Source organism: Ruminococcus sp. SR1/5 (genome assembly GCF_000209835.1).
GTDB lineage: Bacteria > Bacillota > Clostridia > Lachnospirales > Lachnospiraceae > Blautia_A > Blautia_A fusiformis.
This window is the reverse complement of record NC_021014.1, coordinates 1825492-1841698: the sequence shown is the minus strand read 5'-3', so window position 1 is coordinate 1841698 and position 16207 is coordinate 1825492. Positions and strand designations below refer to the sequence as shown.

The following is a 16207-nucleotide window of genomic DNA, read 5'->3' as shown; positions in this document are numbered from 1 at the left end:
GAAGGGGTCTCGTTCCTGAGAATGCAGCAGAGCGGAATGAGAAGGTCCGCTTTACATAAATGAAGGGGGAAAATACGCATGACTGCGGTTATTATAGGGAGTATCGGCTTTTTATGCTGCTTCCTGTATGATCATAACAGTATCCGACTGAAAAAAGCTTTCTCCACCCGTTTTTTAGCATAGGATGTTTCCTGATCGCAGTGTCAACAGGTCTGGTGATCCGGAACTGCTGGCCGCGGCGGGGAAGTTCTTTTTTATTTCTGCTGTTTTTCTGGCAGCAGCGCTCCTGTTTCTGGGACTGTTGATCTATACATTGTTTTTTGCGCTGCCCTTTGATGAGACATATGTCAAAGAAAATCATGAAAGGCTGGCTTATACAGAGGGTGTTTATGCACTCTGCCGACATCCTGGCGTTCTGTGGTTCGCCGGATTTTATTTTTGCCTGGCCGGATTTCTGGGATCCGGGAAGGCGCTGGGGGCTTTTGTGGTCCTTATCGTGTGGAACATATTGTACATTTTTTACCAGGACAGGATCGTGTTTCCGGAAACATTCAGTAATTACGGAGCGTATCAGCAGACAACTCCCTTTCTGATCCCAGACCGAAACAGTACAGCTGCCTGCATAAAAACATGGCGAAAAGGGGGGAAAAGGCGGTGAGTCTTGGCGAAAAGCTTCGAAAACAGCAGTATGATGCTATCTGGAAAGAATATTGCGGATTTCTTGATCTGACAATGCAGGATTATATGAAGATCCAGAATCGCCTGATGGAAGAGCAGATCCAGCTCTGGTCAGACTGTGAACTGGGCAAAAGCATTCTGAAGGGCAGGAGGCCATCCGGGATCGACGAGTTCCGTCGGCTGGTACCTCTTACCACTTATGAGGATTATGCCGACATGCTTTTGAAGAAGAGAAGCGAAACACTTCCGGGTAATCCGATCATCTGGATACAGACGACCTGGGAAGGCGGGCGCCATCCGATAAAAGTAGCACCATACACGAGAAGTATGCTGGATACCTACAGGAACAATGTAGTTGCCTGCCTCATATTGGCTACAAGCCACGAAAAGGGCAAATTTGATGTGGAGGAAACGGACAAGATCCTTTACGGACTGGCACCGCTGCCTTTTGCTACCGGTCTTTTTCCACTGGCGCTGAAAGAGGATATCGACATCCGTTTTCTTCCGGAAGTGGAAGATGCGGTAAATATGAGCTTTGGTGAGCGGAACAAAGAGGGATTCAAGATGGCCATGAAACAGGACGTGGAATTTTTCTTCGGACTTGGAAGTGTGGCCTATGCAGTAAGCCAGAGCCTCACTGGAAGCGTATCATCAGGAAAGAGCAAAACATCCTTTTCGGAACTTCTGCAGTATAAACCAAAGATGCTGAAAAGGATCCTGAATGCCAAAAAGATCTGTAAGAAGGAGAAACGGGAGCTTCTTCCGAAAGATCTTTTTCACCTGAAGGGATTTATGGTGGCAGGAACTGACAACCAGTGCTATAAGGATGATCTGGAGGAAATGTGGGGAGTTCGGCCCATGGAACTTTTTGCGGGAACGGAACCTTCCATTATAGGAACCGAGACCTGGACCAGGAACGGAATGTACTTTTTCCCGGATACCTGCTTTTATGAATTTATCACCGAAAAAGATATGCTCCATAATTATGAGGATCCCACGTTCACTCCTCCGACTTATCTTATGGATGAGGTTGTCCCCGGGGAGAAATATGAGCTTGTGATCACTGTGCTGAAAGGCGGAGCCTTTGCCAGGTATCGTGTGGGAGATATGTATCGGTGCGTGGGGCTTACCAACCAGGAGGACCGGACACAGATCCCAAGATTTGAGTACGTAGACCGGGTTCCATGGATCATTGATATTGCAGGGTTTACCAGAATTTCAGAGAATGGCATCAAAAGTGTGATCCAGCTGCCCGGGCAGCCGGTAACGGACTGGATCGCAGTGAAAGAATATAATGAGAAAAAACGCCCATATCTGCATCTTTATATAGAAGTAAAAAAAGAAGCGCTGATGTATCAGGCTATGAGCACGGATATTCTGAAAGAACTTCTGACCACGTATTTCAAATATATCGATCAGGATTACCGGGATCTGAAGAAAATCCTGGGAATGGATCCCCTTGTGGTGACCATCCTGCGCTGTGGTACCTTTCATCTGTATGAGTCCAGAAAAGGACGGAAACCACGGCATATGAGCACTCCTTATTATGAGGTGGCGGAACTTTTGAGACTGCAGGATGAGATCGGATTCGGGAATATGAGGAAGTAACTATGGAAAGCTATATATCATTTTCAATCATTTCAGTTTTTTTCTATACATTTATGATACTGACTCTTCTGGCTGGTAAGCGCAGCCGGATCATCAACAGTTTCATGTGTGTGCTGGGAGGAATGCTCTGCTGGACGCTGGGCTCTTTTCTGATGCGTATGGAAGCAGGCCCCTCTTACATCCTGTGGTATTATGTGTCTCTGGCAGGAATCCTGTTTCTGCCATATTTTTACTATGTGTTCATCAGCGAATTCATGGGAGTGCGTATGGGCAGAAAAAGCAAGATCCCATTGCTTTTGATGATGCTGCTTTTTGTGATCAACATCCCGGGCGGGATCATCCTGCGCTGGCCAGATCTGATCCGTAAAAACGGTGGTGCGCATTTTGTTTATAAGATCACACCCTGGTTCCTTCTATTCTTTGTGGTGGCAGGGATCACCATTATCCAGATCTTTATCACCATGTACCGCGGATGCCGGAGACATCCCGGATACCGCAAACAGATCGAACCGATCCTTGTGGGGATACTGATCATTTTTGTGGGAAACCTTGCGCTGGCAGTGCCGGCATTTTCCGGATTCCCCATCGATATTGTCAGCGGTCTGATCAATGCTGTCCTGATGCTTTATGCACTGACCAGAAGACGGCTGTTCCAGATGCGCCGTCTTGCGTCAGATGGGGTTTGCTTTGGTGTGGGCGTGGTCCTGACGGTAGTACTGTTTATCAATCTTTCACCGTACCTGATGAGTTATATCCGAATGCTGCTCCCTGCAGCCAGTGAGTATCATGTGCTGATCTTTTCTTTCGTTTTTCTCATATCTGCATGGCTGGTCACAGTGCTGTGGAAATGTCTGATGAACAATGTTTTTATCAAAAAAGAGATCCAGCAGTCTCAGGAGCTGAAAGATTTCAGCCAGTCAGTATCCAGGACACTCCGGGTAGGAGAGATCCTGCGCAATACGGTAAATGTGCTGAAGGAAACTACCAATGCAGGACGGATCTATATTTGTCTGAGAGACAAAAAATCAGGGGAATATCAGGCTGTTTACAGCAACCGTCCGTTGAACGATCTGACCTTTTCGCTGAAAGCGGATAATCCGGTGGTCACCTGGCTTACCAGAAATGAGGACTGTGTGGTGATCCGGGATTTTCGTTCTTCCACAGCCTACAAATCCATGTGGGAGTCGGAGAAACATATGTTTTCAGAGCTGGGTATCGAATACTGTGCAGGTCTTCGACAAAATGATGATCTGGCCGGGATCATTGCGATTTCCGGTGACGGACACAGGAATCTGAACCATAATGACCTTGCCATGCTGTCTTCGGTCAGCTCAGTAGCTTCCATTGCCATCAAAAATGCCAGACTTTATGAGGCGGCATGGACTGAGGCAAGGACCGATGAACTGACGGGCCTTCTGAACCGGAAATATTTTTATGAGATTCTGGATGAGGAATACGAAAAATAAAGAGGGTTCGCTTGCACTGATCCTGTTCAATATTGATGATTTCAAGCTGTACAATCAGCTGTACGGAAATCAGCAGGGAGATGTTGCACTTCGAAAGGTGGCAGATATCATCCAGGCAAGTGTGGGAGAACAGGGATATGTGGCACGTCACAGTGCCAAGGAATTTGCGGTCCTGATGCCAAATTACGATATTTTTTCCGCCAGAAATCTGGCAGAATCCATACAGAAGCAGATCCTGCATATGCGCAACGATTCTGCAGACTACAAGCTGAAGATCCTTACGGTAAGCGTGGGAATCAGTGCGGCGCCTTATGCGGCACGCTCAGCAAAGGAGCTCCTGGATAATGCGGACCTGGCAGTATATCATGTAAAGCGCAGCGGTAAAAATGGCATCGAGATTTTTGACACCATGCTGAAGGAAAGCCTGGATGAAGAAAATGCGGGTAAGAAATCCGATCATGAACATATTTATCAGTCCTATGAATCCACGATCTATGCGCTGACTGCAGCCATTGATACCAAAGATCATTATACCTTCGGACATTCCAACAATGTGGCTTATTACGCAACAAGTCTTGCGAAGGCGCTGAACTATACAACGGAAATGGTGGAGATCATCCGTCAGGCGGCGCTTCTTCATGATGTTGGAAAGATCGGGATCCCGGAGCATATCCTGAATAAAGAAGGCAAGCTTACGGATGAAGAGTATGAGATCATGAAAGGTCATGTGGAAGCGTCCATCGGGATCATCCGTCACCTTCCGTCGCTGGATTATGTTATCCCTGCGGTTATCGGTCATCACGAACGTTATGACGGAAACGGCTATCCAAGGAGGATCGCGGGAGAAGATATCCCGGCATCTGCAAGGATCCTCTGCATCGCAGATTCCTTTGATGCCATGACATCCAAACGTTGTTATAAAGAACTGATGCCAGCGGAAAAAGCTCTTCGGATCATAAGAGAAGAGGAAGGAAAACAGTTCGATCCGGATATGGCGGAGGTATTTATCCACATATTTCGGGAAGGAAAGATCCATCTGGCAGAACCGGCGGAGCTGAAACGGGAAGAAAAAGCATAAAGAATATTAAGATTACGGGTCTGACAAGCTATGTCAGACCCGTTTTTGTGAAGAATATGAAGAAAGCTTTATTTATCATCTCCAGTAAGGCGAAGTACATCCCGGATCTCATCCACATTCATATCCAGGATCACGGCAAGCTCATCAATGGTGAATTTGGTGGCGTCATCATCGTCTGTGAGTTCTTTAACCGCAGCCTCCAGGTTTTCTACCTTGGATACCAGATAGTCGTCACGGAATTTCTGTTGTGTCTGTTCCTCAATGGCATGAAGGATCCCACTGCGGATACGACCACGCATCCAGGTGTCGTTTTTCTCCTGTGGGGCAGTTTCTTTGAGAGACGCCAGAAGGGCCAGATTTGCCTCCTGAATGAGATCGGCCAGGTGGATTTCCTCACAGTTCAGTTCAGCGGCCATCTGGGCTGCCTGAGCCATGTAGAACTGTGTCAGTGCACCTTCGGCAGCAGTGTCACCCTTTGCAAAGGCATGAAAGAGGGACGCAAGATCATCCGGATCAAGTCCTTCCGGGGAAAAGCTTTCCATATAGTCACTGAGATAAGCCTGTTCTTCGGCAGTAAGAGCAGCACGGGTACCCGGAAGCTCGTCCTTGTCGCTGGATTCGGATGAAACAGCATCTGCTCTGGCAGCGCCGGCAGCTTCATCGGCGCCTTCGATGGTGATCCCCTTTAATTTGAGATACTGCAGGATCTTTACAAGCTGTGAAGTGCTCAGATCCGATTCATCGAAATGATCACGGATCTGCTGCTGGGAGAGCTGCTTATTGTTTTCCTCAGCGATGGCACAGATGTCATTAAGCTTCTGCTGAAATAATTTTATATCCATGTAAAAACATCTCCTTATTATTTGCTTTTTTTCTTGACTTTAATTATGGTTTCATGATACCATAAGCCAGTCGCAAATGACAAGAAAACCTTTAAATAGGCGGAAAAAACGTGAAAAAAGTTTTTTAAAAAATTCAAAAAAGGTGTTGACATTTGTAGATTGCTATAATATAATATCACTTGTCGTCAGGCAGGAAACGAAAACGAAACACAAACGAAGACGACAACAACTTAATAAAAACCATAAGTAAATGGTACATCGGGGTGTGGCTCAGCTTGGCTAGAGCGCCTGGTTTGGGACCAGGAGGCCGCAGGTTCGAATCCTGTCACCCCGACTGCTGTAAACTTATTACCGCAAGCATGCGGGTGTAGTTCAATGGTAGAACACCAGCCTTCCAAGCTGGATACGTGGGTTCGATTCCCATCACCCGCTTCTCTGAGAAGAGAGCATGTGTCTGTAGCTCAGCTGGATAGAGCAACGGCCTTCTAAGCCGTGGGTCGGGGGTTCGAATCCCTTCAGGCACGTTGTGGTGGGTATAGCGCAGTTGGTTAGCGCGCCAGATTGTGGCTCTGGAGGCCCAGGGTTCGAATCCCTGTATCCACCCTTCGCCCATTGGGCTATCGCCAAGCGGTAAGGCACAGCACTTTGACTGCTGCATTCGCTGGTTCGAATCCAGCTAGCCCAGTCCTTTTTATGGGGTATTAGCTCAGTCGGTAGAGCACTTGACTTTTAATCAAGTTGTCCGGGGTTCGAATCCCCGATGCCTCATTAGCGGAAAGCATTTGCTTTCCGTTATTTTTTATCATCAGACAGGATGAAAATATAATTGAATATGCGGATATGGCGGAATTGGCAGACGCGCTGGTTTTAGGTACCAGTGGGCAACCGTGCAGGTTCAAGTCCTGTTATCCGCAGTGCTTAAGAGGCTTTCTATAAATCTGATTTATGGAAAGTCTTTTAATTTTAGAATTATATTCACAGAAAAATGCCACATATGCATAATGATATGTGGCATTTTGACTCTATCGAATTTCTTAAATGACGTTACAGTTTCTCCCCTTCATTCACTTCCTCAATAAACACCTTCCCTTCCGCCTGCTGTTCCACAAAATGAAATCGAAGTACAGCCTGAGGCCAGTTGAGTGTGATGATGGCTTTTTTGTCCCGTGTCTTTCCTGCGGCCTGGATCTGATCTACAAGGTCTGCGAGGACTTCACGGGTGAGATATCCGCCTCGCCAGTGGAAGGTGAATTCGCGGCCTTTTTTTGCGGCCTGGAGGGCACGTTTGTATACGTCTTCCAATTTGGTGAAGGATAGCTTTTTCTCACGGTAATAAAAGTGGTTTCCATCCGGGCAGGGAGGTGCCGGAGCGATCAGTGGTTCATGGTCACGGAAGATGTTTTTGTCATCCAGATTAAAATAATCGTAACGGATACTGGTTAAGCCGCCTTCGTTTTTGCCCAGAGTATTATCGAAGGTGGCATCCAGATGATAGTACTGTCCGTTGATCCGGACGATGTTCCAGGTATGACGGTATTTGATCCCTTTTTCCGGATTGTTCCCGCAGATGGCGATAATACACCATACACCAAGGGTATCACAGAGGACCTTTACGGATTTGGCGATTCCCTCGCAGACACCGACACCATGGCCCAGAGGCCCGATGATCTCGTGGGAATATGGCTTTTTCAGTTTGTCGTAGCGGATATTTTCGCAGATGAAGTCATGGACATATTTTTCCTTATCCCACTCGGAAAACTTCATGGCGGTGCGCACAAGCTTGTCTACGCGGGCTCCCAGGGCTTTCTGATGCTCCCGGATTTTATTTTTGTCGAAGATATATTCAGGAATCAGTATCAGATTTGGCGAGTCCTTGTAATAACGGTATTTAAACCCCACAGCCCAGAAAATCTCCGGGTGATCCAGACGAAGCTGGAAAAATACATCATAGAGCCAGTTTCCATCGGTGGTTGGTACCTGCGGGATCAGGAACTCGTCGGAAAGCTCCATAAGCCCGTGAAGCATTGCACGGTACACGTTTTGTTTATCTTTCGACATTTTGCCGTAGTAATATTCTTCAGTTTGTTTCATATATAAAAATACGGAGACTCCTTTCCGGAAAAATAGATTTCAATCAAAGATTATAGCATAAAAAACATGCAGGACTATCAGAAAAGATACACCCTGCATGTTTTTGGTATTGAATATTTTAGATCGAAAATAACTGTGAGCCTGGATCAGCCGTTATACAGCTGATAATACCGGCCCTTCTGTGCAAGCAGCTCCTCGTGGGAACCACGCTCGATGATGTGTCCCTGCTCCAGGACCATGATGCAGTCACTGTTGCGTACTGTGGAAAGTCTGTGGGCGATCACAAAGGTCGTCCTGCCTTCCATCAGCTTATCCATACCATCCTGTACAAGCTTTTCGGTACGGGTATCAATGGAGCTGGTGGCCTCGTCCAGGATCAGGACGGGCGGGTCTGCAACGGCTGCACGGGCAATGGAGAGAAGCTGTCGCTGGCCCTGACTTAAGTTTGCACCGTTTCCGCGGAGAAGGGTATTATAACCCTGCGGAAGCCTGCGGATGAAACCGTCGGCGTTGGCAAGCTTTGCTGCTGCGATAACCTCCTCATCTGTGGCATCCAGCTTTCCGTAGCGGATATTTTCCATAACGGTTGCTGTGAACAGGTTGGTATCCTGAAGAACGATGCCCATGGAGCGTCTGAGATCGTCTTTTTTGATCTTGGTGATGTTGATGCCGTCATAACGGATCTTACCCTTCTGAATGTCGTAAAAACGGTTCAGAAGATTGGTAATGGTGGTTTTTCCGGCGCCGGTGGAGCCTACAAAAGCGATCTTCTGGCCTGGCTGTGCATACATGTTGATGTCATGGAGAACGATCTTGTTGGAATTATAACCAAAGTCTACATCCTCCAGGACCATATCACCCTTCAGCTCGATATAATCAGTGGTACCCTCAGCTTTGTGGAAATGCTTCCATGCCCAGCGGCCGGTACGTTTGTCGGATTCGGTAAGAACACCGTTTTCCTCTTTTGCATTGACGAGAGTAACGTAGCCTTCATCCACTTCCGGTTTTTCATCCAGAAGATCAAAGATACGTTTTGCACCTGCAAGAGCCATAACAATACTGTTGAACTGCTGGCTGACCTGGTTGATAGGCATGTTGAAGCTCTTATTGAAGGTCAGGAAGCTGGCAAGCCCGCCAAGTGTGAAGCTGCCGATGCCGTTGATAGCAAGGATACCGCCCACCATGGCGCAGATCACATAGCTGGCATTTCCAAGCTGTGCGACCACAGGCATCAGGATGTTGGCAAAACGGTTTGCATTGTCTGCGCTGGTGAAAAGCTGGTCGTTCAGTTCATCGAATTTCCGGATGCTTTCGTCCTCATGGCAGAAGACCTTGACAACCTTCTGACCCTCCATCATCTCTTCGATATAACCATTGACAATACCAAGGTTGGTCTGCTGCTCCAGGAAATATTTTCCGCTTAAGCCCGCAAGCTTCCGGCTGGCAGTCATCATAATGGCAACCATAAGCAGGGTAACTACAGTAAGCGGAACATTCAGGATCAGCATACTTACAAGAACACTGACGATGGTGATCACACTGGAAAGCAGCTGCGGAAAGCTCTGGCTGATCATCTGGCGCAGGGTATCAATGTCGTTGGTGTAGATGGACATGATATCGCCGTGTGCGTGAGTGTCAAAATATTTGATGGGAAGCGTTTCCATCGTTGCAAACATATCGTTTCGGAGGTTACGTAAGGTTCCCTGGGAAACATTGATCATGATACGGTTATAAGTATAGGTGGCAATAACACCAATGGCGTAAAAGCATGCCACACGTGCGATGGCTGTAGCCAGAGGCCCGAAATCCGGTGTATCTGCTGAGAGAAGCGGTGTGATATACTGGTCGATCAGGGTTTTCATGAACATAGTTCCCTGTACATTGGCAAGAACACTGACAAAAATGCAGATCACCACGATCACGATATGGATACTGTAGTTTTTAAAGATATAACGGGCAAGGCGTCCCAGAAGCTTTCCCGGCTGCTCCGGTGTTCCCATACCCCTTGGGCCAGGACCGCCCGGGCCTTTCATGTTCTGTTTTTTCAAGCCGGTTCACCTCCCTCGTCAAAATCACCGGCGCCGCCGGTCTGTGAATGAAATACTTCCTGATAAATGGCGTTAGTCTTAAGAAGCTCCTCGTGGGTACCAAAACCGTTGATCTCACCGTTATCCATAACGATGATCCGGTCCGCGTTCTGGATGCTGGAAACACGCTGTGCGATGATCAGCTTGGTGGTATCCGGGATCTCCTCGGCAAAGGCACGGCGGATCCTTGCGTCTGTGGCAGTATCTACCGCACTGGTGGAGTCATCCAGGATCAGTATCTTCGGCTTCTTCAGAAGAGCGCGGGCAATACAGAGACGTTGCTTCTGGCCTCCGGAAACATTGGAGCCGCCCTGTTCAATGAAGGTATTGTATTTGTCCGGCATTTTTTCGATGAAATCATCGGCACAGGCAAGCTGGCATGCGCGGCGGCATTCCTCCTCAGTGGCATTTTTGTCACCCCATCGGAGGTTTTCCAGAATGGTTCCTGAGAAGAGTACATTCTTCTGAAGAACAACGGAAACCTGATTTCTGAGAGATTCCAGATGGTATTTACGGACATCGATGCCTCCTACGGAAACAGAACCATCCGTTACGTCATAAAGACGGCTGATCAGGTTGACAAGGCTGGATTTTGCACTTCCGGTACCGCCGATGATCCCTATGGTCTCGCCGGAGCGGATCGAGAGATTGATATCCTTCAGAACGGGTTCCTGACTGTCTTTCTTATAGCTGAAATTTACATGATCGAAGACGATACTTCCGTCTGGGACATCTGTTACCGGATCCTCCGGATCTGTGATGTCAGCAGTATCATTGATGACTTCCGTAACACGCTCTGCGCTGGCAATACTCATTGTCACCATAACAAAAACCATGGAAAGCATCATAAGGCTCATGAGAATGTTCATGCAGTAGGTGAGAAGGCTCATAAGCTCACCGGTAGTAAGGGAGCTGCCTACGATCATTTTGGCGCCGAGCCAGCTGATCCCCAGGATACAGGCATAAACGGTAAACTGCATCAGGGGCATGTTCATGACAACGATCTTCTCAGCACTTAAGAACATTTCGTATACTTTGTTGCAGGCTTTCTGGAATTTGCTGATCTCGTAGTCTTCGCGGACATAGGCCTTGACAACGCGTACAGCGCCGATGTTTTCCTGGACACTTGCGTTCAGGTCGTCGTATTTACGGAATACGGCCTGGAAGTATACAGTGGCCTTCTGCATGATAAAGATCAGACAGCCTCCCAGGAAGATAACAGCGACAAGGTAGATGCTTGCAAGCTTTGCGTTGATAAGAAATGCCATGACCATGGCACAGATCAGACTGGCCGGTGCACGGGTACACATACGAAGGATCATCTGATAGGCGTTCTGCAGGTTGGTCACATCTGTGGTAAGACGGGTGATCAGGCCGGCAGTGCTGTATTTGTCGATGTTGGAAAAAGAAAAGGTCTGGATGTTGGTGTACATGGCTTTTCGGAGGTTTCTGGCAAAGCCTGTGGAGGCCAGTGCTCCGTATTTTCCTCCCATGACGCCGGACCAGAGTCCGCACAGGGCAAGAGCTACCATAACTGTACCCATCCGATAGATATGGCCGATATTTCCGGCTTCCACACCCTTATCAATGATGGAAGCCATGGCCAGGGGGATCAGAGTCTCAAAGAGAACTTCCAGGATCATGAAAAAAGGCGTGAGAAACGATGCCTTTTTAAACTCCCTGACCTGGGCCAGAAGGGTTTTGAGCATAAAAAATCTCCTTTCTTTACTGTTCAAAAGACAGCACTACTGGAAAGGATTCCGGGCTGCTATAGAACAGATATATTGTTCAGCTACTATTATCGGGGAAATTATTTTTAATGTCAAGATAAACATGTGCGAAATGCTTGACACAACATCCTTTAAGCGGTATATTAAAAGTTAATATTCGCCTGTAGAACAGGGAAAGAATGGGCTTCAGGTCCCTTTAGAGGGTCTATATAGAGTTAAATTTTTGCAGGGAGGATTTTATATGGAGATCAGACAGTCAGCGGAGGATTATCTTGAATCAATTCTGGTTTTATCCAAAAAAGGAGGAGGAGTTCGTTCCATTGATATTGCGACCAGACTTGGTGTTTCCAAGCCAAGCGTCAGTCACGCAATGAAGCTTCTTCGTGAGGATGGTTATATTGCCATGGACCGTTACGGTACCGTGACACTTCTGGAGAAGGGGGCGGAGATCGCCAATCAGATTTATGAGCGTCACATTGTTCTTGCCAGGATGCTGGAGGGACTTGGGGTTCCGGCAGAGATCGCAATGGAGGATGCCTGCAAGATGGAGCACGACATCAGTCAGGAGAGCTTTGAGAAGATCAAGGCACATTATAATAATTTCATTAAGAAAGAAGAAGCAGCAGAATAAGAAACATGCAGACAGGCAGCCGGAAGGTAAAATACCAAACCGGCTGCCTGTTTTTTATTTATTATCTTTTTCTTTTTCTGGCAGCTGGGCCAGGATGATGGCTGCAAACATGATGACACATCCAAGAAGCTCTTTTATGGAAAGCTTTTGATCCAGGAGCACCCAGCCTGCAAGCACGGAGATGCAGGATTCAAGAGAAAGGATCAGAGAAGCAACGGTGGGATTCACATTTTTCTGGCCTACGACCTGCAGGGTGTAGGCAACACCGCAGGACATCACACCGGCATACAGGATCGGCAGCCAGGCAGTGAGAATGGAAGAAATCTGCGGATGTTCCAGAATAAGTGCCGGGATCATGGACAGGATCCCGCAGACAAGAAACTGGATACAGGAAAGCTTTACACCGTCTGCCTTCGGGGAAAAATAGTCAATCACCAGAATGTGCAGGGAAAAGAGAAAAGCACATACCAGCACCAGAATATCTCCGAGGCCAATGGAAAATCCGTCTGTGATGCAGAGAAGATAAAGTCCGACCAGTGCCATGACAACGGCTGCCCATATAAAGGGACTGCATTTCTTTTTCAGGAAAATTCCAATGATCGGGACGATGACAATGTAACAGGCGGTGATGAAGCCGGCTTTTCCTACTGTTGTGTACTGGATGCCAAACTGTTGGAAGTTGCTGGCAGCAAAAAGAGCAAATCCGCAGGCAATGCCGCCCAGCCACAGGTCACGGCTGTTATATGGCGTGGGGGATACAGCTTTTTCTGAAGGTGTTGATGAGGATTCCGGTATTGCGGAGTCTGTGGCAGCAGAGGATTTATTTCCGGAACGGTTCAGGATAAAGAGCACCGGAACCAGGACAGCGGCGCCGATCAGGGAACGGACGCCGTTGAAGGTGAAGGGGCCGACATATTCCATGCCCACACTCTGGGCAACAAAGGCGATTCCCCAGATCGTTGCGGCCAGAAGCAGGCAGAGAGAATTTTTCAGAGGCATTTTCTGTGAGTTCATGATAAAAAATCCTTTCGTTTATTAGGTATTATGTGATCAAAGCAGTATATAACAAAAGACCCCGGGGAACTTATATAGCTTCCCGGGGCATTTTTATGATCTGTCGGAACAATGTTCAACAAAATTAGTTCTGATTCTGGTTATTCTTAACTTCTGCAAGCTTCATGGCACGAACCTTCAGCGGCAGACCGAACAGAGTGATGAATCCGTCTGCATCATGATGATCATACATATCACCGGTTGTGAAGGAAGCAAGAGACTCATTGTAAAGGCTGTACGGAGAGGTTGTACCATTCTTGATGATGTTTCCTTTGTAAAGCTTGAATTTAACCTCACCGGTAACATATTTCTGAGTGGACTCAACAAATGCCTGAATAGCCTCACGGAGAGGTGTGTACCATTTTCCTTCGTAAACAACCTGTGCAAACTGGCTGCCAAGCTTTTTCTTGGCTTCCATTGTCTCACGGTCAAGGATCAGCTCCTCAAGCTGGTCATGTGCTGCCATCAGGATCGTTCCGCCAGGAGTTTCATAAACGCCACGGGATTTCATACCAACAACACGGTTCTCAACAATATCAACGATACCGATGCCGTTCTCACCGCCAAGCTTGTTCAGCTCTGTGATGATCTCGGAAACCTTCATTGCTTTTCCGTTGAGTGTTTTCGGAACACCCTGCTCGAATGTCATGGTGATCTCAGTTTCTTTATCCGGAGCCTTCTCAGGTGTTACGCTTAATACAAGCATGTCATCATAGTTCGGAGCCTGGGATGGATCCTCAAGCTCAAGTCCCTCATGGCTGATGTGCCAGAGATTTCTGTCACGGCTGTAGCTGTGGCTTGCATCAAATGGAAGAGTGATGCCATGAGCCTTACAGAACTCGATCTCATCTTCACGGGACTGCATGGTCCACAGATCTGTCATACGCCATGGAGCAATGATCTTGATGTCCGGAGCGAGAGCCTTGATGCCAAGCTCGAAACGGATCTGGTCATTTCCTTTACCGGTAGCACCGTGGCAGATAGCAACGGCACCCTCTTTACGTGCGATCTCAACCAGCTTCTTGGCAATGACCGGACGAGCCATAGAAGTTCCGAGAAGATAGGAATGCTCGTATACAGCACCAGCCTCTACACACGGCATGATGAAATCATCGCAGAACTCATCGACGATATCCTCGATATATAATTTGGAAGCACCGGACATTTTTGCTCTCTCTTCAAGACCGTCCAGCTCGTTTCCCTGTCCGCAGTTTACACAGCAGCAGACAACGTCATAATCAAAGGTTTCTTTCAGCCACGGGATAAGGGCTGTGGTATCAAGACCACCGGAATACGCTAAAACAACTTTTTCTTTCATAATATATGTCCTCCTGGGATTTTTTTGATTTTGTATCGCTCCGGACATTTCCGGGACGGTGAATTTTTTTACGTTATCTGGAAAAAAATTATGCTGTTTTATAACTTTACCAGAGTGAATAAATATTCATGTACAACAAAACAAAATTTTCGGCTGTCCTGTCGACATGGCTTAATATACACCAGATTTTATAAATATGCAAGAGATAATTTGAAAAATATGAAAAAAAATTTGCATAAAAATACATCTAAAAGTAGGCGATATTATAAGAAAATACAGGAAAAACAGAAAAGACCGTGAAAAATCAAAGAAAATGACTATTGCATAATATGCAGAGAAGATGTATAATCTATCCATTGATAAGATGGACATATGAGCTGGCAGTACAGACAGGTTTAAGATGTCCGTCTGACCTGTGCAGAAGATTCAGATATCAGAAGACATAAAAAAGAGGCATAAATAAGAATAGCAAGCGCTTCTGCAGGGTGTATTAAGCCGTAGGAAAACGGCAGAGGAGGAATGTGAAAGATGATTAAAGCAGGAATTATCGGTGCGACAGGATACGCAGGAAATGAGATCGTAAGACTTCTTCTTGGACACAAGGACGTTGAGATCAAATGGTTCGGCTCCCGAAGCTACATAGATCAGCAGTATGCAGATATTTATCAGAATTTTTTCAGGCTGGTGGATGCCAAATGTATGGATGACAACATGGCTGCACTTGCAGATGAGGTGGATGTAATCTTTACCGCAACACCACAGGGCCTTTGTGCATCCCTTATTAATGAAGAAATCCTTTCCAAATGTAAGGTGATCGACTTAAGCGCAGATTTCCGTATTAAAGATGTGAAAAAATATGAGAAGTGGTACGGAATCGAGCATAAGGCTCCGCAGTTTATCGAGGAAGCTGTTTATGGCCTCTGCGAGATCAACCGTGAGGATATTAAGAATGCAAGGCTGATCGCCAACCCGGGATGCTATCCGACATGCTCCACACTGTCTATTTATCCGCTGTTAAAGGAAGGCCTCATTGATCCGAATACCATTATCATTGATGCCAAGTCCGGAACCTCCGGAGCAGGAAGAGGAGCCAAGGTTCCGAATCTCTACTGTGAGGTAAACGAGAGCATCAAAGCTTACGGTGTTGCCACACACAGACATACACCGGAGATCGAGGATCAGCTTGGATATGCATGCGGACAGGAAGTGATGATCAATTTTACCCCGCATCTTGTTCCGATGAACCGTGGAATCCTGGTAACAGCATATGCCTCCCTGACCAAGGATGTTACCTATGAGGAAGTAAAAGCAGCCTATGACAAATATTATAAAGACGAGTTCTTTGTACGTGTCCTGAACAAGGATGTATGCCCGCAGACAAGAAATGTAGAAGGCAGCAATTTTGTGGACGTGAACTTCAAGATCGATCCGAGAACAAAGAGAGTCATCATGATGGGCGCTATCGACAACCTGGTAAAGGGTGCAGCAGGACAGGCTGTTCAGAACATGAACCTGATGTTTGGATTTGACGAGAACGAAGGACTGAAACAGATTCCGATGTGCCCGTAAAACAGGCAGATCACAAATAAAATATGGAGGATGCCGAAGGACTTTAAACGAATGAA

General features: G+C 47.0%; 11 protein-coding genes and 7 tRNA genes. 12 read left to right on the top strand and 6 right to left on the bottom strand.

Annotated elements, in window-relative coordinates; all coding sequences use genetic code 11:
* The first annotated feature begins 630 nt into the window (after nucleotides 1-630).
* From CK1_RS09385 to CK1_RS09375, 3 genes are read left to right on the top strand one after another with little or no spacing between them, the layout of a single operon-like run.
* Complete coding sequence (locus tag CK1_RS09385; protein ID WP_353611157.1) at nucleotides 631-2286, top strand: GH3 family acyl-acid amido synthetase; 1656 nt, start codon at nucleotides 631-633, stop codon at nucleotides 2284-2286.
* A 2-nt stretch (nucleotides 2287-2288) separates the two neighbouring features.
* Nucleotides 2289-3752: a histidine kinase N-terminal 7TM domain-containing protein gene (locus CK1_RS09380; protein WP_015526014.1), complete on the top strand. Its 1464-nt coding sequence runs from the start codon at nucleotides 2289-2291 to the stop codon at nucleotides 3750-3752.
* The gene (locus CK1_RS09375; protein WP_015526013.1) at nucleotides 3733-4830 is read left to right on the top strand and encodes a diguanylate cyclase; all 1098 of its coding nucleotides are present in this window, start codon (nucleotides 3733-3735) and stop codon (nucleotides 4828-4830) included. The genes CK1_RS09380 and CK1_RS09375 overlap by 20 nt, the downstream gene beginning before the upstream one ends.
* 68 nt (nucleotides 4831-4898) lie before the next feature.
* Here CK1_RS09375 and CK1_RS09370 read toward each other — a convergent pair whose 3' ends face one another.
* Complete coding sequence (locus CK1_RS09370) at nucleotides 4899-5672, bottom strand: hypothetical protein (RefSeq protein ID WP_015526012.1); 774 nt, start codon at nucleotides 5670-5672, stop codon at nucleotides 4899-4901.
* A gap of 259 nt (nucleotides 5673-5931) precedes the next feature.
* Here CK1_RS09370 and CK1_RS09365 point away from each other — a divergent pair.
* From CK1_RS09365 to CK1_RS09335, 7 genes are all read left to right on the top strand, one after another.
* Nucleotides 5932-6006, top strand: a tRNA-Pro gene (locus CK1_RS09365).
* A 27-nt stretch (nucleotides 6007-6033) separates the two neighbouring features.
* Nucleotides 6034-6104, top strand: a tRNA-Gly gene (locus tag CK1_RS09360).
* Between the two features lie 18 nt (nucleotides 6105-6122).
* A tRNA-Arg gene (locus CK1_RS09355) sits at nucleotides 6123-6196 on the top strand.
* Between the two features lie 5 nt (nucleotides 6197-6201).
* Nucleotides 6202-6275, top strand: a tRNA-His gene (locus CK1_RS09350).
* Nucleotides 6276-6285: 10 nt separating this feature from the next.
* A tRNA-Gln gene (locus tag CK1_RS09345) sits at nucleotides 6286-6357 on the top strand.
* A gap of 10 nt (nucleotides 6358-6367) precedes the next feature.
* Nucleotides 6368-6440 (top strand) — tRNA-Lys (locus tag CK1_RS09340).
* A 66-nt stretch (nucleotides 6441-6506) separates the two neighbouring features.
* Nucleotides 6507-6586: transfer RNA gene (locus CK1_RS09335), tRNA-Leu, on the top strand.
* Nucleotides 6587-6716: 130 nt separating this feature from the next.
* On the opposite strand, the gene CK1_RS09330 is transcribed toward CK1_RS09335, so the two are convergent.
* The 3 genes from CK1_RS09330 to CK1_RS09320 form a co-directional block, all read right to left on the bottom strand.
* A complete protein-coding gene (locus CK1_RS09330) occupies nucleotides 6717-7709 on the bottom strand; it encodes a transglutaminase domain-containing protein (RefSeq protein WP_330583989.1) in 993 nt (330 codons plus the stop codon).
* A gap of 200 nt (nucleotides 7710-7909) precedes the next feature.
* Nucleotides 7910-9796, bottom strand: coding sequence for an ABC transporter ATP-binding protein (locus CK1_RS09325; RefSeq protein ID WP_110925902.1), 1887 nt, complete (start codon nucleotides 9794-9796; stop codon nucleotides 7910-7912).
* 11 nt (nucleotides 9797-9807) lie between these two features.
* A complete protein-coding gene (locus CK1_RS09320; protein WP_015526010.1) occupies nucleotides 9808-11559 on the bottom strand; it encodes an ABC transporter ATP-binding protein in 1752 nt (583 codons plus the stop codon).
* A gap of 262 nt (nucleotides 11560-11821) precedes the next feature.
* Between CK1_RS09320 and CK1_RS09315 the strand changes: the two genes are divergently transcribed.
* Nucleotides 11822-12211 (top strand): metal-dependent transcriptional regulator, encoded by a 390-nt coding sequence (locus CK1_RS09315; protein WP_015526009.1) that lies wholly within the window; start codon nucleotides 11822-11824, stop codon nucleotides 12209-12211.
* 54 nt (nucleotides 12212-12265) lie between these two features.
* Here the strand turns inward: CK1_RS09315 and CK1_RS09310 are convergent, their stop codons facing one another.
* Complete coding sequence (locus tag CK1_RS09310) at nucleotides 12266-13225, bottom strand: DMT family transporter (protein WP_015526008.1); 960 nt, start codon at nucleotides 13223-13225, stop codon at nucleotides 12266-12268.
* A gap of 124 nt (nucleotides 13226-13349) precedes the next feature.
* The gene (locus tag CK1_RS09305; protein ID WP_015526007.1) at nucleotides 13350-14582 is read right to left on the bottom strand and encodes an argininosuccinate synthase; all 1233 of its coding nucleotides are present in this window, start codon (nucleotides 14580-14582) and stop codon (nucleotides 13350-13352) included.
* Between the two features lie 528 nt (nucleotides 14583-15110).
* Here CK1_RS09305 and argC point away from each other — a divergent pair.
* Complete coding sequence (gene argC, locus CK1_RS09300) at nucleotides 15111-16151, top strand: N-acetyl-gamma-glutamyl-phosphate reductase (protein WP_015526006.1); 1041 nt, start codon at nucleotides 15111-15113, stop codon at nucleotides 16149-16151.
* Nucleotides 16152-16207: the final 56 nt, after the last annotated feature.